This window comes from Streptomyces sp. NBC_00829 (genome assembly GCF_045161795.1).
Lineage (GTDB): Bacteria > Actinomycetota > Actinomycetes > Streptomycetales > Streptomycetaceae > Streptomyces.
On the sequence record NZ_CP108867.1, the window covers coordinates 6,158,633 to 6,184,587 of the forward strand.

The 25,955-nt window shown below is 71.8% G+C and carries 29 protein-coding genes; 21 read left to right on the plus strand and 8 right to left on the minus strand.

Going from position 1 to position 25,955, the window contains the following annotated elements; all coding sequences use genetic code 11:
• Nucleotides 1–91: 91 nt before the first annotated feature.
• The 9 genes from hisD to OG293_RS27385 all read left to right on the plus strand — a co-directional run bounded on the left by hisD (nucleotide 92) and on the right by OG293_RS27385 (nucleotide 7,128).
• Nucleotides 92–1,423, plus strand: a complete 1,332-nt coding sequence (hisD, locus tag OG293_RS27345; RefSeq protein ID WP_406001432.1) for a histidinol dehydrogenase — start codon at nucleotides 92–94, stop codon at nucleotides 1,421–1,423.
• Nucleotides 1,420–2,526 (plus strand): histidinol-phosphate transaminase, encoded by a 1,107-nt coding sequence (locus OG293_RS27350; RefSeq protein WP_406001433.1) that lies wholly within the window; start codon nucleotides 1,420–1,422, stop codon nucleotides 2,524–2,526. Before hisD ends, OG293_RS27350 begins: the two co-directional genes overlap by 4 nt.
• Nucleotides 2,523–3,125 carry an imidazoleglycerol-phosphate dehydratase HisB gene (gene hisB / locus OG293_RS27355; protein WP_406001434.1) on the plus strand — a complete coding sequence of 201 codons (603 nt, stop codon included), beginning with the start codon at nucleotides 2,523–2,525 and terminating at the stop codon, nucleotides 3,123–3,125. The genes OG293_RS27350 and hisB overlap by 4 nt, the downstream gene beginning before the upstream one ends.
• A 4-nt stretch (nucleotides 3,126–3,129) precedes the next feature.
• Entirely contained in the window at nucleotides 3,130–3,297 is a 168-nt protein-coding gene (locus tag OG293_RS27360; RefSeq protein ID WP_406001435.1) for a hypothetical protein, read from the plus strand.
• On the plus strand, nucleotides 3,294–3,935 hold the full coding sequence (gene hisH, locus OG293_RS27365; protein ID WP_406001436.1) for an imidazole glycerol phosphate synthase subunit HisH: 642 nt from the start codon (nucleotides 3,294–3,296) through the stop codon (nucleotides 3,933–3,935). Before OG293_RS27360 ends, hisH begins: the two co-directional genes overlap by 4 nt.
• Entirely contained in the window at nucleotides 3,935–4,660 is a 726-nt protein-coding gene (gene priA, locus OG293_RS27370) for a bifunctional 1-(5-phosphoribosyl)-5-((5-phosphoribosylamino)methylideneamino)imidazole-4-carboxamide isomerase/phosphoribosylanthranilate isomerase PriA (RefSeq protein ID WP_406001437.1), read from the plus strand. The genes hisH and priA overlap by 1 nt, the downstream gene beginning before the upstream one ends.
• A complete protein-coding gene (locus OG293_RS27375) occupies nucleotides 4,657–5,067 on the plus strand; it encodes a RidA family protein (protein ID WP_406001438.1) in 411 nt (136 codons plus the stop codon). The genes priA and OG293_RS27375 overlap by 4 nt, the downstream gene beginning before the upstream one ends.
• The gene (gene hisF, locus OG293_RS27380) at nucleotides 5,064–5,819 is read left to right on the plus strand and encodes an imidazole glycerol phosphate synthase subunit HisF (RefSeq protein WP_406001439.1); all 756 of its coding nucleotides are present in this window, start codon (nucleotides 5,064–5,066) and stop codon (nucleotides 5,817–5,819) included. The genes OG293_RS27375 and hisF overlap by 4 nt, the downstream gene beginning before the upstream one ends.
• Nucleotides 5,820–5,922: 103 nt before the next feature.
• Nucleotides 5,923–7,128, plus strand: coding sequence for a cytochrome P450 (locus OG293_RS27385; RefSeq protein WP_406001440.1), 1,206 nt, complete (start codon nucleotides 5,923–5,925; stop codon nucleotides 7,126–7,128).
• 45 nt (nucleotides 7,129–7,173) lie between these two features.
• Here OG293_RS27385 and OG293_RS27390 read toward each other — a convergent pair whose 3' ends face one another.
• Nucleotides 7,174–7,809: a TIGR03085 family metal-binding protein gene (locus OG293_RS27390; RefSeq protein ID WP_406001441.1), complete on the minus strand. Its 636-nt coding sequence runs from the start codon at nucleotides 7,807–7,809 to the stop codon at nucleotides 7,174–7,176.
• 84 nt (nucleotides 7,810–7,893) lie between these two features.
• Between OG293_RS27390 and hisI the strand changes: the two genes are divergently transcribed.
• The 11 genes from hisI to lgt all read left to right on the plus strand — a co-directional run bounded on the left by hisI (nucleotide 7,894) and on the right by lgt (nucleotide 16,792).
• Nucleotides 7,894–8,256 carry a phosphoribosyl-AMP cyclohydrolase gene (hisI, locus tag OG293_RS27395; RefSeq protein ID WP_406001442.1) on the plus strand — a complete coding sequence of 121 codons (363 nt, stop codon included), beginning with the start codon at nucleotides 7,894–7,896 and terminating at the stop codon, nucleotides 8,254–8,256.
• Nucleotides 8,257–8,267: 11 nt separating this feature from the next.
• Nucleotides 8,268–9,764: an anthranilate synthase component I gene (locus tag OG293_RS27400; protein ID WP_406001443.1), complete on the plus strand. Its 1,497-nt coding sequence runs from the start codon at nucleotides 8,268–8,270 to the stop codon at nucleotides 9,762–9,764.
• Nucleotides 9,765–9,770: 6 nt separating this feature from the next.
• Nucleotides 9,771–10,418 carry a TIGR02234 family membrane protein gene (locus OG293_RS27405; RefSeq protein WP_406001444.1) on the plus strand — a complete coding sequence of 216 codons (648 nt, stop codon included), beginning with the start codon at nucleotides 9,771–9,773 and terminating at the stop codon, nucleotides 10,416–10,418.
• Between the two features lie 107 nt (nucleotides 10,419–10,525).
• Nucleotides 10,526–10,798 (plus strand): HGxxPAAW family protein, encoded by a 273-nt coding sequence (locus tag OG293_RS27410; RefSeq protein ID WP_406001445.1) that lies wholly within the window; start codon nucleotides 10,526–10,528, stop codon nucleotides 10,796–10,798.
• A 141-nt stretch (nucleotides 10,799–10,939) separates the two neighbouring features.
• The gene (locus OG293_RS27415; RefSeq protein WP_406001446.1) at nucleotides 10,940–11,386 is read left to right on the plus strand and encodes a DUF2752 domain-containing protein; all 447 of its coding nucleotides are present in this window, start codon (nucleotides 10,940–10,942) and stop codon (nucleotides 11,384–11,386) included.
• Between the two features lie 147 nt (nucleotides 11,387–11,533).
• On the plus strand, nucleotides 11,534–12,343 hold the full coding sequence (gene trpC, locus OG293_RS27420; RefSeq protein ID WP_406001447.1) for an indole-3-glycerol phosphate synthase TrpC: 810 nt from the start codon (nucleotides 11,534–11,536) through the stop codon (nucleotides 12,341–12,343).
• A 6-nt stretch (nucleotides 12,344–12,349) separates the two neighbouring features.
• Nucleotides 12,350–12,583 (plus strand): tryptophan biosynthesis modulator TrpM, encoded by a 234-nt coding sequence (gene trpM / locus OG293_RS27425; protein WP_406001448.1) that lies wholly within the window; start codon nucleotides 12,350–12,352, stop codon nucleotides 12,581–12,583.
• Nucleotides 12,584–12,760: 177 nt separating this feature from the next.
• Nucleotides 12,761–14,002, plus strand: a complete 1,242-nt coding sequence (gene trpB / locus OG293_RS27430; RefSeq protein ID WP_406001449.1) for a tryptophan synthase subunit beta — start codon at nucleotides 12,761–12,763, stop codon at nucleotides 14,000–14,002.
• Complete coding sequence (gene trpA, locus OG293_RS27435; RefSeq protein WP_406001450.1) at nucleotides 13,999–14,814, plus strand: tryptophan synthase subunit alpha; 816 nt, start codon at nucleotides 13,999–14,001, stop codon at nucleotides 14,812–14,814. Before trpB ends, trpA begins: the two co-directional genes overlap by 4 nt.
• 63 nt (nucleotides 14,815–14,877) lie before the next feature.
• Nucleotides 14,878–15,711, plus strand: coding sequence for a DsbA family protein (locus tag OG293_RS27440; RefSeq protein ID WP_406001451.1), 834 nt, complete (start codon nucleotides 14,878–14,880; stop codon nucleotides 15,709–15,711).
• Nucleotides 15,712–15,808: 97 nt separating this feature from the next.
• Complete coding sequence (gene lgt / locus OG293_RS27445; RefSeq protein ID WP_406001452.1) at nucleotides 15,809–16,792, plus strand: prolipoprotein diacylglyceryl transferase; 984 nt, start codon at nucleotides 15,809–15,811, stop codon at nucleotides 16,790–16,792.
• A gap of 166 nt (nucleotides 16,793–16,958) precedes the next feature.
• On the opposite strand, the gene OG293_RS27450 is transcribed toward lgt, so the two are convergent.
• Genes OG293_RS27450 through OG293_RS27480 form a run of 7 tightly spaced genes read right to left on the minus strand, consistent with a single transcriptional unit; the run spans nucleotide 16,959 to nucleotide 24,703 of the window.
• A complete protein-coding gene (locus OG293_RS27450; protein ID WP_406001453.1) occupies nucleotides 16,959–17,759 on the minus strand; it encodes an HpcH/HpaI aldolase/citrate lyase family protein in 801 nt (266 codons plus the stop codon).
• Nucleotides 17,756–18,952 (minus strand): CaiB/BaiF CoA transferase family protein, encoded by a 1,197-nt coding sequence (locus OG293_RS27455; RefSeq protein WP_406001454.1) that lies wholly within the window; start codon nucleotides 18,950–18,952, stop codon nucleotides 17,756–17,758. The genes OG293_RS27450 and OG293_RS27455 overlap by 4 nt, the downstream gene beginning before the upstream one ends.
• Entirely contained in the window at nucleotides 18,949–19,833 is an 885-nt protein-coding gene (gene rbsK / locus OG293_RS27460) for a ribokinase (RefSeq protein ID WP_406001455.1), read from the minus strand. The genes OG293_RS27455 and rbsK overlap by 4 nt, the downstream gene beginning before the upstream one ends.
• Nucleotides 19,830–21,227: an ADP-ribosylglycohydrolase family protein gene (locus OG293_RS27465; RefSeq protein WP_406001456.1), complete on the minus strand. Its 1,398-nt coding sequence runs from the start codon at nucleotides 21,225–21,227 to the stop codon at nucleotides 19,830–19,832. The genes rbsK and OG293_RS27465 overlap by 4 nt, the downstream gene beginning before the upstream one ends.
• Complete coding sequence (locus OG293_RS27470) at nucleotides 21,224–22,384, minus strand: ADP-ribosylglycohydrolase family protein (RefSeq protein ID WP_406001457.1); 1,161 nt, start codon at nucleotides 22,382–22,384, stop codon at nucleotides 21,224–21,226. Before OG293_RS27470 ends, OG293_RS27465 begins: the two co-directional genes overlap by 4 nt.
• Nucleotides 22,350–23,525 carry an ADP-ribosylglycohydrolase family protein gene (locus OG293_RS27475; RefSeq protein ID WP_406001458.1) on the minus strand — a complete coding sequence of 392 codons (1,176 nt, stop codon included), beginning with the start codon at nucleotides 23,523–23,525 and terminating at the stop codon, nucleotides 22,350–22,352. The genes OG293_RS27470 and OG293_RS27475 overlap by 35 nt, the downstream gene beginning before the upstream one ends.
• Nucleotides 23,522–24,703 carry an ADP-ribosylglycohydrolase family protein gene (locus tag OG293_RS27480; RefSeq protein WP_406001459.1) on the minus strand — a complete coding sequence of 394 codons (1,182 nt, stop codon included), beginning with the start codon at nucleotides 24,701–24,703 and terminating at the stop codon, nucleotides 23,522–23,524. The genes OG293_RS27475 and OG293_RS27480 overlap by 4 nt, the downstream gene beginning before the upstream one ends.
• A gap of 244 nt (nucleotides 24,704–24,947) precedes the next feature.
• Here OG293_RS27480 and OG293_RS27485 point away from each other — a divergent pair, with 244 nt between their 5' ends.
• The gene (locus OG293_RS27485) at nucleotides 24,948–25,676 is read left to right on the plus strand and encodes a VIT1/CCC1 transporter family protein (protein ID WP_406001460.1); all 729 of its coding nucleotides are present in this window, start codon (nucleotides 24,948–24,950) and stop codon (nucleotides 25,674–25,676) included.
• Nucleotides 25,677–25,955 lie beyond the last annotated feature (279 nt).

The window sequence follows — 25,955 nt, forward strand, 5'->3', positions numbered from 1 at the left end:
ACTTCTGGGACTCGGGGCCGGGGTGCGGGGCATGTATCAGCCAGTGATACGGGCGACCAGCAGCTGATTCCGGTCTGAGAGAATTGGTTCCGTGATCTCACGAATCGATCTGCGCGGCGACGCCCTCCCCGAGGGTGGCGCTCTGCGCGACCTGCTGCCCCGTGCCGAGTTCGACGTGGAAGCCGCCCTGGAGAAGGTGCGGCCCATCTGCGAGGACGTGCATCATCGGGGCACGGCGGCGCTGATCGAGTACGCGGAGAAGTTCGACGGGGTGAAGCTGGAGCGGGTGCGGGTGCCCGAGAAGGCCCTCAGTGGTGCGCTGGAGCAGCTCGACCCCGAGGTCCGGGCCGCCCTGGAGGAGTCGATCAGGCGCGCCAGGATCGTGCACCGCGCACAGCGCCGCGCCGAGCACACCACCCAGGTCGTCCCCGGCGGCACCGTCACCGAGAAGTGGGTCCCGGTCGAGCGCGTCGGGCTGTACGCACCCGGCGGCCGTTCCGTCTATCCGTCCTCCGTGATCATGAACGTGGTCCCGGCGCAGGAGGCGGGCGTCGAGTCCATCGCGCTGGCCTCACCGCCCCAGGCGGAGTTCGGCGGGCTTCCGCACCCCACGATCCTGGCCGCGTGCGCGCTGCTCGGTGTGGACGAGGTGTACGCCGCGGGCGGTGCCCAGGCCGTCGCGATGTTCGCGTACGGCACCACCGGACCCGACGGCTGTGCACCCGCGAACATGGTGACCGGCCCCGGCAACATCTGGGTCGCCGCCGCCAAGAGGTACTTCACGGGGCGGATCGGCATCGACACCGAGGCCGGACCGACCGAGATCGCGATCCTCGCCGACGACAGTGCCGACCCGGTGCACGTCGCCGCCGACCTGATCAGCCAGGCCGAGCACGACCCGATGGCCGCCGCCGTCCTGGTCACCGATTCCGTCGAGCTGGCGGACGCCGTCGAGAAGGAGCTGGAGCCGCAGGTCGCGGCGACCAAGCACATCGAGGACCGGATCGTCCCGGCGCTGGCGGGAAAGCAGTCCGCGATCGTGCTCGTCGACGGCGTCGAGGAGGGCCTGCGGGTCGTCAACGCGTACGGCGCCGAGCACCTGGAGGTCCAGACCACTGATGCCGCAGCGGTCGCCGCCCGCGTCCGCAACGCCGGAGCGATCTTCGTCGGCCCCTGGGCGCCCGTCTCCCTCGGCGACTACTGCGCGGGCTCCAACCACGTCCTGCCGACCGGCGGCTGCGCCTGCCACTCCTCGGGTCTGTCCGTGCAGTCCTTTCTGCGTGGCATCCACATCGTCGACTACACCCGCGACGCGCTCGCCGAGGTCACCCACCACGTCGTGACGCTCGCCGAGGCCGAGGACCTGCCCGCCCACGGCGCGGCCATGAAGGCACGGTTCGACTGGAAGGTCCCGAAGGCATGACCGGCATCGACGACCTCCCCGTACGGGACGAGCTGCGGGGCAAGTCCCCATACGGCGCACCCCAGTTGGACGTACCCGTACAGCTGAACACCAACGAGAACCCGTACCCGCTGCCCGAGCCGCTCGTCGAGCGGATCGCCGAGCGGGTCGCCGAGGCCGCGCGCGGGCTCAACCGCTACCCCGACCGGGACGCGGTCGAGCTGCGCACCGAGCTGGCCGCCTATCTGACCCGCACCGGCAAGCACCACGTCGGCCTTGAGAACGTGTGGGCGGCCAACGGCTCCAACGAGGTCATCCAGCAGCTGCTCCAGACCTTCGGCGGCCCCGGGCGCACGGCCATCGGCTTCGAGCCCTCGTACTCCATGCACGGGCTCATCGCCCGCGGCACCGGCACCGGCTGGATCTCGGGCCCGCGCAACGACGACTTCACCATCGATCTCGCGGCGGCAGAGCAGGCCGTCGCCCAGAACGCGCCGGACGTCGTCTTCATCACCTCGCCCAACAACCCCACGGGCACGGCGGTCGAGGCCGGAACGGTCCTCGGCCTGTACGAGGCGGCCCAGGCGGCGAAGCCGTCGCTGGTCGTCGTCGACGAGGCGTACGTCGAGTTCAGCCACCGCGACTCGCTGCTGCCGCTGATCGAGGGCCGGCCGAACCTGGTCGTCTCGCGCACCATGTCCAAGGCCTTCGGAGCGGCCGGTCTGCGCCTTGGTTACCTGGCCGCGCACCCCGCCGTCGTCGACGCCGTCCAGCTGGTACGCCTGCCGTACCACCTCTCCGCCGTCACCCAGGCGACCGCGCTCGCCGCGCTGGAGCACACCGATACGCTGCTCGGGTACGTCGAACAGCTCAAGCGGGAGCGGGACCGGCTGGTCACCGAGCTGCGGGCGATCGGCTGGGAGGCCACCGACTCGGACGCCAACTTCGTCCAGTTCGGCCGCTTCGCCGACAGCCACGAGGCGTGGCAGAAGATCCTCGACCGGGGTGTCCTGGTCCGTGACAACCAAGTGCCCGGGTGGCTGCGCGTCACCGCCGGTACCCCCGATGAGAACGACGCGTTCCTCGACGCGGTTCGTGAGCTGAAGAAGGAGTACGACGTATGACTCGCGAGGGTCGTGTGGGAAGAGCGGAACGCACCACCAAGGAAACGACCGTCGTCGTCGAGATCGACCTCGACGGCCACGGCAAGGTCGACGTGTCGACCGGGGTCGGCTTCTACGACCACATGCTCGACCAGCTCGGCCGCCACGGCCTCTTCGACCTCACGGTGAAGACCGAGGGTGATCTGCACATCGACTCGCACCACACCATCGAGGACACCGCCCTCGCACTGGGCGCCGCCTTCAAGGAGGCGCTCGGAGACAAGGTGGGGATCTACCGGTTCGGCAACTGCACGGTGCCGCTGGACGAGTCCCTCGCCCAGGTCACGGTCGACCTCTCGGGCCGCCCGTACCTCGTGCACACCGAGCCCGAGAACATGGCGCCCATGATCGGCTCGTACGACACGACGATGACCCGGCACATCTTCGAGTCCTTCGTCGCGCAGGCACAGATCGCGCTGCACATCCACGTCCCGTACGGGCGCAACGCGCACCACATCGTGGAGTGCCAGTTCAAGGCGCTGGCCCGGGCCCTGCGCTACGCCAGCGAGCGCGACCCGCGTGCCGCCGGCATCCTCCCCTCCACGAAGGGCGCGCTGTAACCCCATGACCGGCCTTTCCACCATCCTCATCGTCGTCGGGCTCTTCCTCGCCGGCGGTGTCTACTCCTTCCTCAAGCAGAAGATGCCGATCGGCCTGATCGTGCTCCTCGGCATCGGCTCCGTGATGTGCCTGGCGGCGGGGGTCCTGCGGATTCAGGGGATCTGGGGATGAGCGACCGCAGGAAAGTCGTCGTGTTCGACTACGGATTCGGCAATGTCCGCTCCGCGGAGCGCGCGCTGGCCAGGGTCGGCGCGGACGTCGAGATCACCCGCGACTTCGACGCGGCCATGAACGCCGACGGGTTGCTCGTGCCCGGCGTCGGCGCGTTCTCCGCCTGTATGGAGGGCCTCAAGAAGGCCCGCGGCGAGTGGATCGTCGGCCGCAGACTCTCCGGCGGCCGTCCGGTCATGGGCATCTGCGTCGGTATGCAGATCCTCTTCGAGCGGGGAATCGAGCACGGGGTCGAGACCGAGGGCCTCGACGAATGGCCCGGCACGGTCGGCCCGCTCAAGGCACCGATCGTCCCCCACATGGGCTGGAACACCGTCGAGGCGCCCGCCGACAGCCGGCTCTTCGCCGGCCTCGACGCCGACGCGCGGTACTACTTCGTGCACTCCTACGCCGTGCACCGGTGGGACCTCGAAGTCACCAACCCCGCCATCCGCGCGCCCCAGGTCACCTGGGCCACCCACGGCGAGCGCTTCGTGGCCGCCGTGGAGAACGCCGCGCTGTGGGCGACCCAGTTCCACCCCGAGAAGTCCGGCGACGCCGGCGCCCAGCTGCTGACCAACTGGATCGAGACGCTGTAATGCCGAAGCTTGAACTCCTTCCCGCAGTCGACGTCCGCGACGGACAGGCCGTCCGCCTCGTCCATGGCGAATCCGGCTCGGAGACCTCGTACGGCTCCCCCCTGGAGGCCGCCCTGACCTGGCAGCGCGCGGGCGCAGAGTGGCTGCACCTTGTCGACCTGGACGCGGCCTTCGGCACCGGTGACAACCGGGCGCTGATCGCCGAGGTCGCCGGGGCCATGGACATCAAGGTCGAGCTGTCCGGCGGCATCCGCGACGACGCCTCGCTCGCGGCGGCGCTGGCCACCGGCTGCACCCGGGTCAACCTGGGCACCGCCGCGCTGGAGACGCCCGAGTGGGTCGCCAAGGTCATCGCGGAGTACGGCGACAAGATCGCGGTCGGTCTGGACGTGCGCGGTACGACGCTGCGCGGACGCGGCTGGACCCGTGACGGAGGCGACCTGTACGAGACGCTCGCCCGCCTCGACTCCGAGGGCTGCGCCCGCTACGTCGTCACCGACATCGCCAAGGACGGCACGCTCCAGGGCCCCAACCTGGAGCTGCTGCGCAATGTCTGCGCGGCCACCGACAAGCCGGTCGTGGCCTCCGGCGGCGTCTCGTCCCTCGACGACCTGCGCGCGATCTCCTCGCTGGTCGGGCAGGGCGTCGAGGGCGCGATCGTCGGAAAGGCGCTCTACGCCAAGGCGTTCACCCTGGAAGAGGCCCTCGCGGCGGTGGCGGAATGACCGATTCGGATTCTTCTGCGGTACGGCGCGTCGGCTCCGACGGGCCCTGGGAAGAGGCCTTCGGCTACTCCCGTGCCGTCGAGCTGCCGAACGGCCTGGTGCTGGTCTCCGGCTGCACCTCCACCGTGGGCGGCCAGATCGCCGCCGGCGGTCCCTACGAGCAGACGGTGACCGCCTTCGGCGTCGCTTTCGACGCGCTCAAAGAGCTCGGCCTCGGCGCCGAGGACATCGTGCGTACACGTATGTACCTCACCCATGCCCGTGACGTGGACGAGGTCGGCCGGGCCCACAAGGAACTGTTCGCCGCCGTCCGACCCGCCGCGTCGATGCTCATCGTCTCCGGCTTCATCGACCCGAGTCTGGTCGTCGAGGTCGAGGTCGAGGCGTACCGAGGAGGTGCCGAATGACGCTCGCGGTGCGAGTCATCCCCTGCCTGGACGTGGAAGGCGGCCGGGTCGTCAAGGGCGTCAACTTCCAGAATCTGCGCGACGCGGGCGATCCCGTCGAGATGGCCAAGCTGTACGACGCCGAGGGTGCCGACGAGCTGACCTTTCTCGACATCACGGCCTCCTCCGGCAACCGTGAGACGACGTACGACGTGGTGCGCCGCACCGCCGAGCAGGTCTTCATCCCGCTGACCGTGGGCGGCGGGGTGCGCAGCGCCGACGACGTCGACAAGCTGCTGCGCGCGGGCGCCGACAAGGTGGGCGTGAACACCGCGGCCATCGCCCGGCCCGAACTGATCCGGGAGATCGCCGAGCGCTTCGGCCGCCAGGTGCTGGTGCTCTCGGTCGACGCACGGCGCGGCGCGGACGGCTCCTTCGAGGTCACCACCCACGGCGGTCGCCGTGGGACCGGCATCGACGCCGTCGAATGGGCGCACCGCGCGGCCGAGCTGGGCGCGGGCGAGATCCTGCTCAACTCGATGGACGCCGACGGCACGAAGGACGGCTACGACACCGAGATGATCGCGGCGGTGCGGGAGCACGTCACGGTCCCCGTCATCGCGAGCGGCGGGGCGGGCAAACTGTCGGACTTCCCGCCCGCGATCGCGGCGGGCGCGGACGCGGTCCTCGCGGCCTCGGTGTTCCACTTCGGCGATCTGCGGATCTCCCAGGTCAAGGACGCCCTGCGCGAGGCCGGACACCCCGTCCGCTGACATCAGGCCGCCGAGACGCGAACAACTGACCGAAAACTGGAGTCCGTTGACGCCACCGGCCGGGCTAGCGTGCCGTTCGACCCATGTGAACAGGGGGAACGTCATGGTGGCCCGGCCCATCGTCGATCTGCTGCAGCTCAGCCCCGACTTCGTCCGCGACCCATATCCCGTCTACGCCCGGCTGCGGGCCGAGGCGCCCGTGCACCATGTGCGCGGTCCCGACGGCGCGGAGCGGTGGCTCGTCGTCGGCCACGAGGCCTGCCGCGCCGCCTTCACCGACCCACGGCTCAGCCGGGACTGGATGAAGTCCGGGAACATCGGCCAGATCATCAACACCGGCCAGGACCAGCCCGCACTCATGCACATGCTGATGTCCGACCCGCCCGACCACACCCGGTTGCGCAGGCTGGTGGCCCAGCGGTTCACACCCCGCCGTATCGACGCTCTGGCGCCGCGCGTCCAGCAGATCACCGACGAACTCCTGGACGCGATGGTGCAGGGCGGCGCGCGGCAGGCCGATCTGATCGACTCCTTCGCCTTCCCGCTGCCGATGACGGTGATCTGCGAGCTCCTCGGCGTGCCCGAGCTGGACCGGAACGCCTTCCGCCGCTGGTCCGGCGAGATCGTCGCGAGCACCAGCCCGCAGGCGCAGGCGCTGGCCTACGAGCAGCTGCCGGCGTATCTCTCGCAGCTCATCGCGGACAAGCGCGCGGCCCCCGGCGACGACCTGCTCAGTGCGATGATCCACGCCGTCGACGAGGGCGGGGACCGGCTCTCGCCCGACGAACTGATCGGCATGTCCGTCCTGCTCCTGATAGCCGGCCACGAGACCACGGTCAACCTGATCGGCAACGGCATGCGTGCGCTGCTCGCGCATCCCGCTCAACTCGCCGACCTGCGCGCCGACTTCTCCCTCCTCGGCGGGGCGGTCGAGGAGATGCTCCGCTACGACGGCCCGGTCGAGACCTGTACCGAGCGGCTCGCCCTGGAGGACGTGGAGATGAGCGGCGTCATCATCCCCGCGGGCTCCGCCGTGCTGATCTCGATGGCCGACGCCGACCGCGACCCGGACCGCTTCAAGGACCCGGACCGGTTCGACATCCGCCGGGACGCCCGCGGCCACATCGCCTTCGGCCACGGACTCCATTACTGCCTGGGCGCACCGCTGGCGCGGCTGGAAGGCCGGATCGCGATCCGCTCGCTGCTGGAGCGCTGCCCGGACCTGGCCCTCGACGCGGACGAGGCCGAGCTGCTCTGGCTGCCGGGGCTGCTGATCAGGGGAGTGCGGAGGCTGCCCGTGCGCTGGTGACGGCCGCCCGGGACCGAGGGGCCGGCCGCGTGCGTGCCGCCCGCGCTACATCCCCAGCTGACCCATCTCGTGCAGCCGGGCCACGGCGTCCTTGTCGCCCTCCAGCTCAACCCGGGCCGTGTCCTGGCGCCCGAACGTGAACAGCGTCAGCTCGCTCGGCTCCCCGGTGACCGTCACGACCGGGGTGCCGCGGCGGGCGACCGCCGTCTGACCGTCCGCCCGTCGCAGCACCAGGCCCACCGGAGCCTTGCGGCCCAGCAGCCGGGCCGCCTTCTCCAGCCGCGACCACAGGGCGTTCTCGAAGACCGGGTCCAGCTCCCGGGGCGTCCAGTCCGGCTGCGCCCGGCGCACGTCCTCGGCGTGGACAAAGAACTCGACGGTGTTCGCCGCCTCGTCGAGCTGCTTGATCCCGTACGGCGACATCTTCGGCGGCCCCGTACGGATCAGCTGGATCAGCTCCTCGTACGGCTTGGCAGCGAACTCCTCCTGCACCCGCTCCATACGGTCACGGAGGGCACCGAGCACAATCCCGCCCGCCGCGTCCAGGCGTCGCTCGCGCACCACCACATGGGCGGCCAGATCCCGGGTCCGCCAGCCTTCGCACAGGGTCGGGGCATCGGGGCCCGCCGTCTCCAAGAGCTCGGCGAGGAGAAGTCGTTCACGCTTCGCATGGGTCGACATGTCCGCCAGGGTACGGCGGGCACAGTGGGTCCGCCCAGTGGACGCACCGTCCGCCGTACCTGTCAGGCACGGCACAATGGGCGTATGACCAGCAGTGTCCCCGCGAGTTCCCTCGACCCCGCCGTCGCCGCCCGCCTCAAGCGCAGCGCCGACGGCCTGGTTCCGGCCATCGCCCAGCAGTACGACACCGGTGAGGTGCTGATGCTGGGGTGGATGGACGACGAGGCCCTGCACCGCACCCTGACCACCGGCCGCTGCACGTACTACTCCCGCAGCCGTCAGGAGTACTGGGTCAAGGGCGACACGTCCGGCCACGTCCAGCACGTCAAGTCCGTCGCCCTGGACTGCGACGCCGACACGATCCTCGTCAAGGTCGACCAGGTGGGCGCCGCCTGCCACACCGGAGACCGCACCTGCTTCGACGCCGACGTACTTCTGGGCAAGTAGGGTCGGGCGCCATGGATCTCGAGACCTTCCGCAAGCTGGCGGCCGACCGCCGTGTCATCCCCGTCAGCCGCAAACTCCTCGCGGACGGCGACACCCCGGTCGGGCTGTACCGCAAGCTGGCGGCCGAGCGCGAAGGCACCTTCCTGCTGGAGTCCGCCGAGAACGGGAGGTCGTGGTCCCGTTACTCCTTCATCGGCGTACGCTCCGCCGCCACCCTCACCGAGCGTGAGGGACATGTGCACTGGCTCGGCACCCCGCCGATCGGCGTCCCCGTCGACGGCGATCCGCTGACGGCCCTGCGCGCCACCGTCGAGGCACTGCACACCCCGCGCGACCTGGCCTCCGGCATGCCGCCCTTCACCGGCGGCATGGTCGGCTACCTCGGCTACGACATCGTCCGCAGGCTGGAGAAGATCGGCCCCGGCGAGCGCGACGACCTGAAGCTGCCCGAGCTGACCATGCTGCTCACCTCGGACCTGGCCGTACTGGACCACTGGGACGGCACCGTCCTGCTGATCGCCAACGCGATCAACCACAACGACCTCGACACCGGTGTCGAGGAGGCGTACGCGGACGCCGTCGCCCGTCTCGACGCCATGGAACGCGACCTGACGCGCCCGCTGGCCTCCGCGCCCGCCGCGCTGCCGCCCTCCGAACTGCCCGAGTTCACCGTGCAGTGGGGCGGCAAGGACTACCAGCTGGCCGTCGAGGACATCAAGGAGCGCATCCGGGCCGGCGAAGCCTTCCAGGTCGTGCCGTCCCAGCGCTTCGAAACCCCGTGCGGCGCGAGCGCGTTGGACGTCTACCGCGTGCTGCGGGCCACCAACCCCAGCCCGTACATGTACCTCTTCCGGTTCGACGGCTTCGACGTCGTCGGCTCCAGCCCCGAGGCCCTCGTCAAGATCGAGGACGGGCACGCCATGGTCCATCCGATCGCCGGCACCCGGCCGCGTGGCGCCACTCCGCAGGAGGACCAGGCGCTCGCCGACGAGCTCATGGCCGACCCCAAGGAACGCGCCGAGCACCTGATGCTCGTCGACCTCGGCCGCAACGACCTCGGCAGGGTCTGCGAGCCCGGCAGCGTCGAGGTCGTCGACTTCATGTCGATCGAGCGCTACTCCCACGTCATGCACATCGTCTCGACCGTGACCGGCAAGGTCGCCGAAGGCCGTACCGCCTTCGACGTGCTCACCGCCTGCTTCCCGGCCGGCACGCTCTCCGGAGCGCCCAAGCCCCGCGCGATGCAGATCATCGACGAACTGGAGCCCTCACGCCGCGGGCTGTACGGCGGCTGCGTCGGCTATCTCGACTTCGCGGGCGACTCCGACACCGCGATCGCCATCCGGACCGCGCTGCTGCGCGACGGGACGGCGTTCGTGCAGGCCGGAGCCGGAGTGGTGGCCGACTCGGACCCCGTCGGCGAGGACATGGAGTGCCGCAACAAGGCCGCCGCGGTACTCCGCGCGGTCCATACGGCCAACCGGCTGAACACCGCCGCGGGGCAGTAAGGGATAGTGAGGTACGTGAGTGCTGTACCCGTACCCCAGCCCCGCGCCGAGTCCGCCACCCCCGTCGACAGCAGCCGCCGCAGTCTGGCCGCGGCACTGTTCCTCGGTGCCGTGGGCGCCACCGTCGTGCTGCTCGCCTCCGGCCGCATCTGGGCCGAGGGGACGGCCGCCGTCGGCGGCGGCACGGTGCCGCTCGACGCCGACGGCAGCGATGTCACCGGCGTCCCCACCGCACTGGCCATCGTCGGCCTCGCCGCCCTCGTCGCCGTCTTCGCGGTCCGCCGCGCGGGCCGGCTGCTCGTCTCCGCGCTGCTCGCCCTGAGCGGTGCGGGCGCCGCGCTCGCCGCCTTCCTCGGGGCCTCCGACAGCGCGGCCCTCGGCGCCAAGGCGGCGAGGACGACGGGTGACACGGCCGCCACGGTCGACGCGCTCTCCCATACCGTCTGGCCCTATGTGACCGTGGCCGGCAGCCTGCTGATCCTGCTCGCGGGCCTGCTCGCGCTGCGGTACGGCAAGCGGTGGCCGGCCATGTCGGGCCGCTACGAGCGCGACGGCACCCCGCGGCCCCGCAAGGCCCCGGTCGTCGACCCCGACCGCCCCGAGGACCTCTGGAAGGCCCTGGACCGCGGCGAGGACCCGACCGGCGCAGCGTGAGGCACCCCACGTCCTGGCACGCCTCGGCGTACGGGACAATGAGGGACGAGCCTCCGGCTCGCCCCAGCGCAACAGGTCACCCCAGAGCATCAACGAGGAGCTAACTCATGGCGGGCAGCAGCCACGGACACACCCCGGCCGCCTGGACCGGTGTCACCATCGCCTTCATCGGTTTCTGCATCTCAGGCGTCTTCATGGTGGCGGCCAACCCGCTCGGCTTCTGGGGCGGCCTGGTCGTCGTCCTGCTCGGCGGCGTCGTCGGCGGAGCCATGAAGGCCGCGGGTCTGGGCATGCCGAAGGAGACCGAGGCCCAGGTCCGGGCCCGGACCCAGGCGGTCACCGCCACGGCGCAGCCCGCCACGGCGCAGACCTCCGCCTGACGCCCGCACCACAGCCTCGCGAGAAGGCGCAGCCCGCCACGGCGCAGACCTCCGCCTGACGCCCGCACCACAGCCTCGCGAGAAGGCGCAGCCCGCCACGGCGGGGCTGCGCCTTCTCGTGCGAACGGGCAGAATCACGGGGTGGACGCCATGCCTTCCCCCGCCGCACCCGCCGGCCGCCCCGGTCCCGCCCCGCTCGCGCGGCGCCTGGCCGCGCCCTTGGCCACCCTCGCCGGTACGGCAGCGGCCTTCGCGTACGTCGGCACGGTCGACCCCAATGAACCGGGCCACTATCCGGTCTGCCCGCTGCTGCGCGTCACGGGGATCTACTGTCCGGGCTGTGGCGGACTGCGCAGCGCGCACGCCGTCGTCCACGGCGATCTGGCCGCCGCACTCGGATCCAACGCGGCGGCCGTCGTGGGCTACGGGATCTTCGCCGTCGTGTGGGCGGTGTGGCTGATTCGCGCCGTACGGGGCGTGCCCATGACGATCGCCGTCGCGCCCGTGTGGTGGTGGGGTCTCGGGGGTGTTCTGCTGATCTTCAGCGTCGTGCGGAACCTGCCGTTCGGCTCCGCGCTCGCCCCCTGAGGGCGCTCCCGCGCCTTGGCCCCGGGCCGCGAAAGTCCCAGGTAGTGGGACAGCGGCCGACCGGATGCGAGCCTCGGGCCCTCCTGCGGATACCATCGACATGGCTGATCCTGAACCATCACACCGTCCCGGAAGGGGGCCGCTCGCGTGAGTGTGCTCGACGAGATCATCGAAGGCGTGCGCGCCGACCTCGCAGAGCGGCAGGCGCGCGTCAGCCTCGACGAGCTCAAGGAGCGCGCCGCCAAGGCTCCTGCGGCCAAGGACGGCGTCGCCGCGCTCCGTGGCGAGGGCGTCCATGTGATCTGTGAGGTCAAGCGCTCCAGCCCCTCCAAGGGCGCGCTGGCCGCGATCGCCGACCCGGCCGGGCTCGCCGCGGACTACGAGGCGGGCGGCGCCGCCGTCATCTCCGTGCTGACCGAGGAGCGCCGCTTCGGTGGCTCGCTCGCCGACCTCGAAGCGGTGCGCGCCAAGGTCGACATCCCCGTGCTGCGCAAGGACTTCATCGTCACCGCGTACCAGCTGTGGGAGGCGCGTGCCTACGGCGCCGACCTCGTGCTGCTGATCGTCGCCGCGCTGGAGCAGGAGGCCCTGGTCTCGTTGATCGAGCGCGCCGAGTCGATCGGGCTCACCCCGCTCGTCGAGGTGCACGACGAGGACGAGGTCGAGCGTGCGGTGGAGGCCGGCGCGAAGATCATCGGCGTCAACGCCCGTGATCTGAAGACGCTCAAGGTCGACCGCTCCACCTTCGAGCGGGTGGCTCCCGAGATCCCGGCGCACATCGTCAAGATCGCCGAGTCGGGTGTCCGCGGTCCGCACGACCTGATCGCCTACGCCAATGCCGGCGCCGACGCCGTGCTCGTGGGCGAGTCCCTGGTCACGGGCCGCGATCCCAAGTCCGCCGTCGCCGATCTGGTCGCCGCCGGAGCCCACCCCGCCCTGCGGCACGGGCGGAGCTGACCGGTCATGACCGCCCGCCGCGCCTGCCGACCGACCGACCCGGGCCACCGCCCCGGTCTGGCCGGTGTGCGCGCCGGACTGCCCGCACGCGACCCGCACGCACCGCTGGCGCGGGGCTGCAAGCCGCGCGGCTGCCGGGCCCCGGCCCGGCGGGTGCACGGCCGGCGGGTGCGGTATGTCATCGGCTCCGAGCCGGGCCAGGTCAACGGCATGCGATGGCGCGCCACCCGCGCGCGCTGACTCCCGGGTCTCCTTCCGGGCGGGTCCTCGATCCCCCGACGGGCTGAAAAGCCCCTCACGCCGGGCGATCGGGTCCCAGGATCCGGGGCGGAGCCCCGGCGCGCGGCCGCGCGCGCATACCGTGTCCATCGCACACCAGACTTCAGGGGCGTCAGCCCCTTCTGAGGAGTACGTCGGATGACTTCTGACTTCTTCATTCCCGACCCGGACGGCCACGTTCCCAGCGCGGACGGCTACTTCGGCGCCTTCGGCGGCAAGTTCATTCCCGAAGCGCTCGTCGCCGCCGTGGACGAGGTCGCCGTCGAATACGACAAGGCCAAGGCGGACCCGGTCTTCGCCGCCGAGCTCAACGACCTGATGGTCAACTACACGGGCCGCCCCAGCGCCCTCACCGAGGTGCCCCGGTTCGCCGAGCACGCGGGCGGCGCGCGCGTCTTCCTGAAGCGCGAAGACCTCAACCACACCGGCTCGCACAAGATCAACAACGTGCTGGGCCAGGCGCTGCTCACCCGGCGGATGGGCAAGACCCGGGTCATCGCCGAGACCGGTGCCGGCCAGCACGGCGTCGCGACCGCGACCGCCTGCGCCCTCTTCGGTCTCGAGTGCACGATCTACATGGGCGAGATCGACACCCGGCGCCAGGCGCTGAACGTGGCCCGGATGCGGATGCTCGGCGCCGAGGTCGTCCCGGTGACCTCCGGCAGCAGGACCCTCAAGGACGCCATCAACGAGGCGTTCCGCGACTGGGTCGCCAATGTGGACCGTACGCACTACCTCTTCGGCACGGTCGCCGGGCCGCACCCCTTCCCCGCGATGGTCCGGGACTTCCACCGGGTCATCGGCGTGGAGGCCCGCCGCCAGATCCTGGAGCGGGCCGGCCGTCTCCCCGACGCGGCCGTCGCCTGTGTCGGCGGCGGATCCAACGCCATCGGGCTGTTCCACGCCTTCATCCCGGACGCCTCCGTGAGGCTCGTCGGCTGTGAGCCCGCGGGCCATGGCATCGAGTCCGGCGAGCACGCGGCCACCCTGACGGCGGGCGAGCCGGGCATCCTGCACGGCTCGCGGTCGTACGTCCTGCAGGACGAGGAGGGCCAGATCACCGAGCCGTACTCCATCTCGGCCGGACTCGACTACCCGGGCATCGGCCCCGAGCACTCCTACCTCAAGGACATCGGGCGCGGGGAGTACCGCGCGGTCACCGACGACGAGGCGATGCAGGCCCTGCGGCTGCTCTCCCGCACGGAAGGCATCATCCCGGCGATCGAGTCCGCGCACGCGCTGGCCGGAGCGCTCGATGTGGGCCGGGAACTCGGCAAGGACGGGCTGGTCCTCATCAACCTGTCCGGCCGCGGTGACAAGGACATGGACACCGCCGCCCGTTACTTCGGGCTGTACGACGGCGAGGGGGACGCGAAGTGAGCGGCAACATCCAGCTGTTGAGCGACACCCTGGCGCAGGCCAGGAACGAGAACCGGGCCGCGCTCATCGCGTACCTCCCGGCCGGTTTCCCGACCGTCGAAGGCGGGATCGAGGCGGTCAAGGCCGCGTTCGACGGCGGCGCCGACGTGGTCGAGGTCGGCCTTCCGCACAGCGACCCGGTCCTCGACGGGCCCGTTATCCAGACCGCCGACGACATCGCCCTGCGCGGCGGCGTCAAGATCGCCGACGTGATGCGCACGGTCCGCGAGGCACACGAGGCGACCGGGAAGCCGGTCCTCGTCATGACGTACTGGAATCCGATCGACCGCTACGGCATCGAGCGGTTCACCGCCGAGCTCGCCGAGGCGGGCGGCGCGGGCTGCATCCTGCCCGACCTGCCGGTCGAGGAGTCCGGAGTATGGCGCGAGCACGCGGAGAAGCAGGGCCTCGCCACGGTCTTCGTCGTCGCCCCGAGCAGCCAGGACGCCCGGCTGGCGAAGATCACGGCGGCCGGCTCCGGCTTTGTGTACGCGGCCTCTCTGATGGGTGTCACCGGCACCCGTGAGTCGGTCGGGGCACAGGCTCAGGACCTGGTGTCGCGCACCCGTGCCACCACCGACCTGCCGGTCTGTGTCGGCCTCGGGGTCTCCAACGCGGCGCAGGCCGCGGAGGTCGCCGCCTTCGCCGACGGCGTCATCGTCGGGTCCGCGTTCGTGAAGCGGATGCTCGACGCCCCGGACGAGGCCGAGGGCCTGGTGGCGGTGCGTGAACTGGCGGCCGACCTCGCCAAGGGCGTCCGCAGGGGCGCGTAGCTCGTACGGGTGGATCTCGGACCGGGGAGGCATGCACGTGCCTCCCCGGTTCGTTTGCGGGGTGTGAGCGACAACCAGGAACGGAAGCGGACCGCGCGCGAGCGGCTCCAGAAAGAACGCGAGCAGGACAAGGCGCGCGAGAAGCGCCGGCGGCTGCTGATCGTCTCGGCAGCGGTGGTCGGTGTTCTCGGCCTCGCGGCCGTCGTCGGGGTGATCGCGGCCAACGCGGGGAAGAAGGACGGCGGTTCCGACTCCGGACCCCTCCTCGCCCCCGCGGGGGTGCAGGGCAAGGACCAGCTCGCCATCCCGGTGGGCGCGAGCGACGCGCCCTCCACGCTCACGGTGTGGGAGGACTTCCGCTGCCCGGTCTGTGCCCAGTTCGAGAACCTGTTCAGGGACACGATCACCGAGCTTGAGGCCGCGGGGAAGATCAAGGTCGAGTACCACCTCGCGACGATCATCGACGGAAACATGGGAGGCAGCGGATCGCTGCGCGCCGCCAATGCCGCGGCCTGCGCGCAGGACGCCGGCAAGTTCGTCCCGTACCACAACGTTCTCTACCAGAACCAGCCGCCGGAGCCCGACGACGCCTTCGGCAAGAACAGCAGGCTGATCGAGCTCGCGGGCAAGGTCGAGGGTCTCGACACGCCCGCCTTCCGCTCCTGCGTGGAGGAGGGCAAGCACGACAGCTGGGTGGTGAAGTCGAACGACGCCTTCCAGACCGGTGGCTTCCGCGGCACGCCGACCGTGCTGCTCAACGGCGAGTCGATCTTCCCGGACAAGGCCGGCGAGCAGATCACCGTGCCCAACTTCAAGAAATGGATCGACGAGGCGAACAAGGGCAAGAAGCCGGGCACCGAGCGGTCCACGCCGAGCCCGAGCGCCCCCGCCTCCTGACGGGTCCGGGGCGGCTGCCGCGATCGAGGCTCGTTACCCAGACGTTGCCGGGTGGGTTGCGGTACGTCCCACCCGGCAGGGTAGCGTCGGACCTGCCATGACACTTGCCTATATTCCCAGCCCGTCGACCGGAGTGCTCCACCTCGGACCGCTCCCGCTGCGCGGCTATGCCTTCTGCATCATCATCGGCGTATTTGTGGCCGTCTGGTACGGCAACAAGCGCTGGATCGCTCGGGGCGGCAAAGCCGGCACCGTGGCCGACATCGCTGTCTGGGCGGTGCCCTTCGGTCTGGTCGGCGGCCGGCTCTACCACGTGATCACCGACTACCAGCTGTACTTCAGCGACGGTGAGAACTGGGTCGACGCCTTCAAGATCTGGGAGGGCGGCCTCGGAATCTGGGGCGCGATCGCGCTGGGCGCCGTCGGCGCCTGGATCGGCTGCCGTCGCCGTGGGATCCCGCTCCCGGCCTGGGCGGACGCCCTCGCCCCCGCCATCGCGTTCGCGCAGGCGATCGGACGCTGGGGCAACTGGTTCAACCAGGAGCTGTACGGCAAGCCGACGGATCTGCCCTGGGCCCTCAAGATCACCGAAGGGACGAACCGAGAGGCGGGCCTGTACCACCCGACCTTCCTGTACGAGTCCCTGTGGTGCGTCGGTGTCGCGCTGCTGGTCATCTGGGCCGACCGGCGCTTCAAGCTGGGACACGGCCGGGCGTTCGCGCTCTATGTCGCCTCGTACTGCGTGGGCCGGGCCTGGATCGAGTACATGCGTGTCGACGAGGCACATCATGTGCTGGGGCTGCGTCTCAATGTGTGGACCGCGATCGTCGTCTTCGTGCTGGCCGTGGTGTACCTGGTGATCTCGGCGCGGGTGCGGCCGGGGCGCGAGGAGGTCGTCGAGCCGGACCGGGCGGAGAAGGCGGTGGCGAAGCCCGCGGCAGACGCCTCGTCCGAGAAGGACGCGGACGACGCTCCCGCGGAGGACACCGGGGCGGACGACGCGCCTGCCGGCGCGGCAGACGGCACGGACCAGGCCACCGCGGTGGCGGACACGGACGCGGAGTCGGCCAAGAAGGGCTGACGGCGGACGGATGTGCGGCAGGCCGCCGGGACCGATGGGTCCCGGCGGCCTGGTGCTTCTCCGGCCTCTGCCCCTTCTTCCGGGCCGCTCCCCGGCCCCGCTTTCCGCCCCGCTTTCCGGGCCCTTCAGTTGCCGGGCTCCTTCTGTTCCAGGGCCGGTCCCTGTTCTAGGGCACCTCCCGTCGGGCGAGGGCGAGCGTGCGCTGTGCCGCGGCCACGATCGCGGCGTCGACGAAGCGGCCGTCCGGCAGGGCCAGGGCGCCCCCGTCGGTGGCCGCGGCCTTGACGATCTCCTCCGCCGCCTCGATCTCCTCGGGTGTGGGACGGAACGCCCGCTCGATGACCGGCAGTTGGCGGGGGTGGATGGCCGCCCGGCCCAGGAAGCCGAGGGCGCGGCCGTGGGTGCAGGAGGCGTAGAGGGCGTCCAGGTCGAGGATGTCGGGAAAGACGGACTGGGTGGGGGGCGCGAGACCGGCCGCGCGGGCGGCGACCACGATCCGGGTGCGCGGCCAGTCGAGCGAGCTGCCGTCGCGTACGCCCAGGTCGGCCCGGAGGTCGGCCTCGCCGAGCGCGATGCCGTGCACGGCGGGGTGCGCGGTGGCGATCTCGTACGCGTGCTCGATGGCGAGTGCCGACTCCAGGAGTGGACAGAGGGGGACGCCCGGGGCGAGGGCGGCCACCCGCCGGATGTCAGTGGCGTGTGCGACCTTGGGGATACGCAGAGCACAGAGGCCCGGAAGCGCGATGAGGGCCTCGATGTCACGGGGGGTGTTGATGCGGACATGGACCGGCAGGGTCTGAGGGGAAGCGAGAAGTTCGGCCGTCGCGGCCAGCGCGTACCGCTTGCGGTCGGGGGAGACGGCGTCCTCGAGGTCGACGATGACGGCGTCGGCGCCGGAGGCGAGTGCCTTGCGCACGACCTCGGGACGGTCCCCGGGGGCGTACAGATAGGTGAGGGGGGTGGTCATAGGGCGCCCTGGGACCTCAGTGCGGCGATATCGGCCTGCGTGAGGCCCAGTTCGGTCAGGACCGCTTCCGTGTCGGCGCCGTGGGGACGGCCCGCCCAGCGGATGGAGCCGGGGGTCTCGGACAGCCGGAAAAGGACGTTCTGCATGCGGAGAGGGCCGAGTTCGGGGTCGGGGACCTCGGTGATGGTGCCCAGTGCCCGGTACTGCGGGTCCTCCATGACATCGCGGACGTCGTAGACCGGGGCGATCGCCGCCTCGGCCTTCTCGAAGGCGTCCATGGCCTCGGCCCGGGTCCGGCGGGAGATCCAGTGGCCGACCGCCTCGTCGAGCACGTCGGAGTGCTGCGCGCGTCCGCTGCCGGTGGTGAACCACGGTTCGTCGATCAGTTCCGGGCGGCCGACGAGGCGCATCACGCGTTCGGCGACGGACTGGGCGGAGGTGGAGACGGCCAGCCAGGAGCCGTCCGCGGTGCGGTAGGTGTTGCGCGGGGCGTTGTTGAGGGAGCGGTTGCCGGTGCGGGCCTGCACATGGCCGAGCTGGTCGTACCAGAGCGGCTGTGGGCCGAGGACCGTCAGGATCGGCTCGATGATCGCCATGTCGACGACCTGGCCACGGCCCGTGGTGGCACGTGCGGCCAGCGCGGTCATCACGGCGTACGCGGTGGCGAGGGCGGCGATCGAGTCGGCGAGACCGAAAGGGGGGAGCGTGGGCGGACCGTCGGGCTCGCCCGTGATGGAGGCGAAGCCACTCATCGCCTCGGCCAGGGTGCCGAAGCCGGGCCGGTGGGCGTACGGGCCGAACTGCCCGAAGCCGGTGACGCGGGTCAGGACGACACGGGGGTTGGCACCGCTCAGCGCCTCCCAGCCGAGCTGCCACTTCTCCAGGGTGCCGGGGCGGAAGTTCTCGATGATCACATCGGCTGTGGCGGCGAGGCGCAGAAGGGTCTCCCGGCCGCCGGGCGTCGACAGATCGAGGGTGACGGTCCGCTTGTTGCGGCCGAGGAGTTTCCACCACAGGCCCACGCCGTCCTTGTCGGGGCCGTGGCCGCGTGAGGGGTCGGGGCGGGTGGGGTGCTCGATCTTGACGACCTCGGCGCCGAAGTCGCCGAGCATGGTCGCGGCGAGCGGGCCGGCGAAGAGCGTGGCCAGGTCGAGGACGCGCAGTCCCTGGAGCGGGGACGGTGGCCGGGTCATGAGGCGTCGATCTCGGGACGGTAGGGCATGGAGGTGGAGGCACCCGGACGCTGTACGCACAGGGCGGCGGCGGCCGAGGCCCAGGCGAGGGCCTGTTCGATCGGTTTGCCCTCTCCGAGCGCGACGGCGAGGGCGCCGACGAAGGTGTCGCCCGCGCCGGTGGTGTCGACGGCGGTGACCTGGGGGGCGGGGACGGTCAGCGGGGCCGTGTCCCGGCTTGCGTACAGGGAGCCCGCCGAGCCGAGCGTGATCACCACCTCGGGGACCTGGCGCAGCAGCGTCTCGGCGGCGCGGTGCGGGTCGGCGACGCCGGCGAGGGTGGCGGCCTCGTGCTCATTGGGCACCAACAGATCGGTGGCGGAGAGCAGTTCGAGAGGCAGCGGCTGGGCGGGGGCCGGGGTGAGGACGGTCCGTACGCCGTGGCGCCGGGCCGCACGCGCGCCGTCGAGCACGGCGCTGAGAGGGAGTTCGAGCTGAAGGAGGAGCGTGTCGGCGGTGGCGATCAGAGCCTCTTCGCCGGGGGCGAGGGCGGTGATGGTGCCGTTCGCGCCGGGGATCACCACGATCGAGTTGCCGCCCTCGTCGTCGACGACGATGTGCGCGGTGCCGGAGGGGCCTTCCGCGGTGTGCAGGAGGTCGGTGTCGACTCCGGAGGATTCGAGCGTGTGCCGCAGCCGTACGCCGAACTCGTCCGAGCCGACCGCCCCGATCATCGAGACGTCACCGCCGGCGCGAGCGGCGGCGACGGCCTGGTTGGCCCCCTTGCCGCCGGGGATCGTACGGAATTCCCGTCCCGTCACGGTCTCCCCGCGCTTCGGGGCGATGGCGGCATAGGCGACGAGGTCCATGTTGGTGCTGCCGAGCACCGCGATGCCTGTCATGGGCGGAGTGCCTCCTGGAGGGTGAGGTGGGCGAGGGTGTCGAAGCCGATGCCGTCGAAACCCGCGACCGAGGTGGCCAGACGGTTCTTGAGCGGGGTGGTCCAGCGGTCGGGGAGTGCGTCGGGGTGGCCGGCGAGCAGTCCCGCGAGCGATCCGGCGGTCGCCCCGTTGGAGTCGGTGTCCCAGCCGCCGCAGACGGCACGGCAGATGGAGCCGGTGAAATCTCCGTCGGCGTGGGTGAGGGCGGCGGCGAGAAGGGCGGCGTTGGGGATCACATGCACCCAGTGGTAGTGGCCGAGCACCGAGTGGAGCCGGTCCACGACACTGTCGAAGCCGGGCTCGGCACGGGCGGTCTCGATACCGAAGCGGACGGCTCGGGAGAGGCGGGAGCGCGGGGGTACGACGGTGAGTCCTGCGGCGAGGGCCTGGTGCACATCGGCCGTGCCGCCGGCCGCGGCGGCGATGGCCGCTGCGACGAACATGGCGCCGTAGACGCCGTTCGCGGTGTGGGTCAGCGATGCGTCCCGGTGCGCCTGGGCGGCGGCGGACGCGGGGTCGCCGGGGTGCGTCCAGCCGTGGACATCGGCGCGGATCGCCGCGCCGATCCATTCCCGGAAGGGGTTGCGGCGGGCCGCGGTGAGCGGGGGCTCGACGCCCGACAGGAGATTGCGGTAGGCGACGCGCTCGGCTGTGAACGTACGGCCGGCCGGGAGCTCGTCCAGCCACAGCTGGGCGAGCTGGGCCGTGGTGAACGTCTTTCCGTGGCGCTGGAGGAGAAGGAGATTGAGCAGAGGGTAGTTGAGGTCGTCGTCCTCGGGCATCCCGTCGATGTTCTCGGCGAGCGAGGTGGCCGCGGATCTGCGGTTCCAGGGGTGGGTGGTGGCGAGGTCCGCAGGGAGTCCCTTGGCGGTGAACCAGGTGGTGAGGGGCCAGTTGCCGGTGGCGCGGGCGATGGCGCGGATGGCGTGGAGGGGGAGCTTTTCCACCGGCTTGCCCAGCAGGCAGCCGACGGCCCGGCCGAGCCAGGCGGCGTGAAGGGGGCCCGCTTCCCGGGTCCCGCGCCGCCCCGCGCCTCTGTGTCCTCCCGGCTCAGGAGACAGGGCCGGCCAGTCGGGGCAGGACGCGGCGATCAGCGACAGGGGAGTCGGCTCGTACCCGGACAACGGGCACGGGAGCAGGGCCAGTTCGTCCAGGAGCCGATGCGCCAGGGCGCGCAGGTGCGGAGGCGCCGGGGCGGGGGACGCCCCCGCGGAGGGCGGGGCCGGGGAGCCGCCCGCTTCGGTCCAGCGGCTGCGGATCCGCCGTGCGTCGCGGCCGTCCTCCTCCGCCTGGCGCAGTTCGTGGCCGATCAGATCCTCGGGCTGAACCCAGGTCAGCCGCAGATCCGCCGTCACGATCGCGTCAGACGGGCGAACGCCGCCTCGTGGGCGCGGCGGCGCTCACCGTCGAGGGCGAAGATCTCGCGGGTGACCGCGGCCAGTTCCGCCGCCGGGGCGTGCAGATCGATACGGCTGGCCTCGGCGACGGTCTTCGCCCAGTCCACCGGCACCGCGGACGCGCCGTGCAGCGCGCCGACGACGGCCCCGGCCATGGTGGCGATCGAGTCGCAGTCGCGGCCGTAGTTGACGGCGCCGAGGACCGTACGGCGGTAGTCGCCGCCGCCCACCAGCACCATGCCCAGGGCGATGGGCAGCTCCTCGATGGAATGCAGCCGGGAGGGCCGCCGGGCGGCGAGGGAAGGGGAGCGGTAGTCGGGGCCGACCGTGTCGAAGGGGGCCACGGCGGCCCGCAGCGGGACCAGTGCCGACTCGAAGTCCGAGTGCTCGGCGGCGACTTCGGCCACCGCCTCGATGGCGGCCTGGGTCCCGTCCTTGGCGACGGCGAGCGCGGTCTCGACCACGCTGGCGGGCGTGGCGCCGGGAAGACAGGCCGCGGAGACCGCGGCGGCGAAGACACCGGCCGCTTCGCGGCCGTACGACGACTGGTGGGCGGAGGCGATGTCGACGGCCTCGGCGTACGCGGCCGTCGGATGGGCCGCGTTGACCAGGCCGACGGGGGCCATGTACATCGCCGCGCCGCAGTTGACGATATTGCCGACGCCCGCCTCGCGCGGGTCGTTGTGGCCGTAGTGGAGGCGGGTGACGATCCACTTCTCGGCGAGGAAGACGCGTTGCAGGGGCAGCGCCTCCGCTTCCAGTTCGGGGATCCAGCGGGGGTGGGCGATCAGGTCGGGGACCAGGTGGTCGGCGACGGAGAACGCGTCGAGATGGTCGCGGACGGTGGCGTACACCCTGATCAGCGCCTGCGTCATGAGGGTGTCGTCCGTGATGTGCCCGTCGCCCTTGTGGTACGGGGCGAGGGGGCGGGCGGTGCGCCATGCGTCGCCGTGCCAGGGCCCGACGATGCCGTGGACACGGCCGCCGTGCCGCTCCACGATCTGCTCGGGGGAGTAGCCCTCGACCGGGCCGCCCAGGGCGTCACCGACCGCCGCGCCGATCAGGCATCCCGTGATCCGGTCATCGAGTGTGAGCGTCGCGAGTGTCGTCGTCATGTCGGAATTGTCCACCCGGGGCGGTCAGTTCCGTGTGTGCCAGCAGCCCGGCGAGTTCCACGAGATCCGTGCCGGCGAGACGGGGGAGCGCACATCCCGCCAGGGTGCGGCAGGCGTCGCGCCAGGTGGAGGGGATGGACCCGCCGCCGCCGAGTGCTCCGGTCAGGGCGCCGGCGAGTGCGGGCGCGGAGTCGGCGACACGGGAGAGGCAGGCGGCGGCGGGCACGGCCTCGGCGACCCGGCCGCGGGCCGCGGTGGCGACGGCAAGGGCGACGGGGACGGTCTCGGCGGCGGCGATGCCGTAGCTGTAGACGTGGTCGACGATCTGGTGCTCCAGGAGCGGTACGAGTTCGAAGGCGCCCGCCGCGTCCCGGGCGAGCTTGACGGCGTGCTGGGCGTTGCGCCCGATCTCGGTGGTGTCGGGGAGTTCGGCGAGTGCGGCGTCCACGGCGTCGTCCACGTCAGCGCCCCCGAGCGCCGCGGCGATCGCCGCGGCCATGGCGCGGGCACCGTGCACCCCGTCGCCGTCCTGGGTGTACCGCGCGTCGAACTCGGCGAGTCCGGCGGCGGACGCCGGGTCGCCGGGGTGGACGACGGCGAGGACCACGGCGCGCACGCAGGCGGCGTCGTCGAAGTAGTGGGGGTTGTCGTGCCCGGTGGCGGGCGGGCGCAGGCCGGTGGCGAGATTGCCGAGCCCGGCGCGTACGGAGATCCGGGCCCGCAGGGGGAGTACGGCGGACTCGACCTCGGGGGCGCGGTCCGCGGCGGCGGCGACCTCGCTGGCGAGCGAGTTCCAGGCGAGGTCGACGGCGGCGCGCATCCGGCGGGCCGGGGCGAGGCAGGCGAAGAGATGACCGGCGGCGGTGAGCACGGTCTCGGCGGCGAAGGCGGCCCACTCGGCGTCATCGGACGGGCCGAGGCGCAAGGGCTCGGGGGGCTGGTTGAGGGCGATGGGTACGGGGAGGGTGGTGGTTGCGTTCTGCTCGGCGAACGTGTCGAGCTCGCGGGTGAGCCGGCGGGTCCACTCGGGCATCCGCGCGGCCCGGTGCCGGGCGGCGGGCCATCCGGCGGCGTCACCGGCGGCGAGTCCGAGGAGGAGCCCCTCGATGGGGCGGGGCGCGGCCCGCCGCCCGGGAGTCATGACGCCGCCTGGCCGTCGACGCCCGGCGTGAGCGCGCCGGAGCCGGGTCCCGATGAGCGGGCGCCCGGTGTCAGCCGGCCCGAGTGCGGCGAGGCGCAGCAGGCGCCCGGTTTCGGGCGGCCGGGATCCGGTAGCGAGGAGCAGGTGTCCGGTGTCAGCGGGTCGTCGTCGGGGGTGAGCAGCTCCGCGATGTCCAGGACGTGGTAGCCCCGCATCGAGGGCAGGCAGCTGCCGCGGACCGGGCCGATCGCCGCGGACCAGGCCGCCGGGATCGCGGTGGTCCCGGACATCGCGCCCGCCAGCGCGCCCGCCACCGCCGCCGTCGTGTCCGCGTCGCGGCCCATGTTGACCGCCGTCAGCACGGACGCCCGGAAGTCGCCGCGAGCCGCGGCGAACGCCCCGAACGCCAGGCCCACGGCCTCCGGGGCCAGGTCCGTCCAGGGGTAGCCGCCGATGACGACCGCCGAGCGGACCGCGCGTTCCATCGTCAGGGTGTCCGTGTGGGTGCGCTGTGCCGCCACGACCGCGCGGCGCAGCGACCGGGCGGTCCAGGAGTCCATCGGGACGACCGAGAGCGCCGCGCCGATCACCGAGGCCGGGCCGGCGCCCGCCATTGCCGCGGCCACCCCCGCCGCGACGGCCTGCCCGCCGTAGATTCCCTCGCCGTCGTGGCTGACCGTGCCGTCGATGGCGACGAGCCGGGCCGCCTCCGCCGGGTGGCCGGCCGCGAAGACGCCGAACGGCGCCGCGCGCATCGCCAGTCCGTCGCTCCAGGCGTGCCGGTGCTGCGCCGAGATGGGGGCGGCGAGACCGCGCCGAAGGTTCTCCAGGGTGCCGCGCTCGCTGAATCCCGCTCCCCGGAACGGGCCTTCGTCCAGATCCGCGATCCAGTGGTGCCACGCCTTCTCGACATGGGCGACGGTCAGCGCCGAGCCGTGCCGGGCGAGCAGCAGACCGGAGAAGATCGCGTACTCCGTGTCGTCCGTGCCCGCGGGGTCGTCGCTCACGAAGCCCTCGATACGGCCCCATCTGCGGCGGATCTCGGACGGCCGCATGTTCTCGGCGGGCGCGCCGAGCGCGTCGCCCACCGCGAGGCCGAGCAGGGCCCCACAGGCCCGATCCCTGAGCAGGGACCCCTTACCTGTCGGATCGGCGGGATCGCATGCAATCAACTCCATGGGGCGGGCCCCTTTCGCGCGCACCGAGCCTGTTCCTGCATCTGTGCCACACCGGGCGCCCGACGAGTCTGAGAAACGTGCCTGTCACCCGACTTGTCACCCGAACTGTCCCAGGGGCGGGCCCCGGGGAGGGGCCCAGGTAAGTACGGCCTGCCTTGCTGGCGCGCCCCTTACATAGTGCGTATTTTTGAGGGTGCAGAGGGGGAGCGGACCCTCAAGTCCGCTGCCGGAGAAGGGGAGAGCCGTGTCCATCATCGAAACCGAGGCTGCGCTGCACGAGGCGCACCGCGACAACCACACCCACCGTGATGTGAACGGCGGCTGGCTGCGTCCCGCGGTCTTCGGCGCGATGGACGGACTCGTCTCCAACCTCGCCCTGATGACCGGTGTCGCCGGTGGTGCCGTGTCCCAGCAGACCATCGTGATCACGGGCCTCGCGGGTCTCGCGGCGGGCGCGTTCTCCATGGCCGCCGGCGAGTACACCTCCGTCGCCTCCCAGCGCGAGCTCGTACAGGCCGAACTCGATGTCGAGCGCCGGGAGTTGAGTAAGCACCCGGTCGACGAGATGGAGGAACTCGCCGCGCTGTACGTCGCGCGCGGTGTCGAGCCCGCGCTCGCCCGCGAGGTGGCGATGCAGCTCTCCAGGGACCCCGAGCAGGCGCTGGAGATCCACGCCCGCGAGGAACTCGGCATCGACCCGGACGACCTGCCGTCACCGCTCGTCGCCGCGGTCTCGTCCTTCGGTTCGTTCGCACTGGGCGCGCTGCTGCCCGTGCTGCCCTATCTTCTGGGCGCCACCGACCTGTGGCCCGCGGTGCTGCTCGCGCTCGTCGGTCTCTTCGCCTGTGGTGCGCTCGTCGCCCGGGTGACCGCGCGCAGCTGGTGGTACAGCGGACTGCGCCAGCTGGTCCTCGGCGGTGCGGCGGCCGCCGTCACATACGGGCTCGGGGCGCTGTTCGGCGCCGCCGTCTGATCCCGCTCCCCACCCCCGGACGCCGTACCCCGGCCCTCGCGGCTTCCGCCGCCGGGCTCCGGGCCGCGGCCCGCACCGGCTCCCGCCTGGGGCCGGTGCTTCGGCGTGCGCCCGGCGGGCGGAGTGCCGAAGGTTGTGACGAACGCCCCCTCTGCGAAAACGCTTCCGGGTGAGACACTATGCGTGGCGCTACATAAGCAGCCGTAACTCCGCGGTTTCGAGTCCTTAACCACCGGGCATGAGCCGTAGCGCGGCGGGCAATGAGGCCTGCTCTGCGAA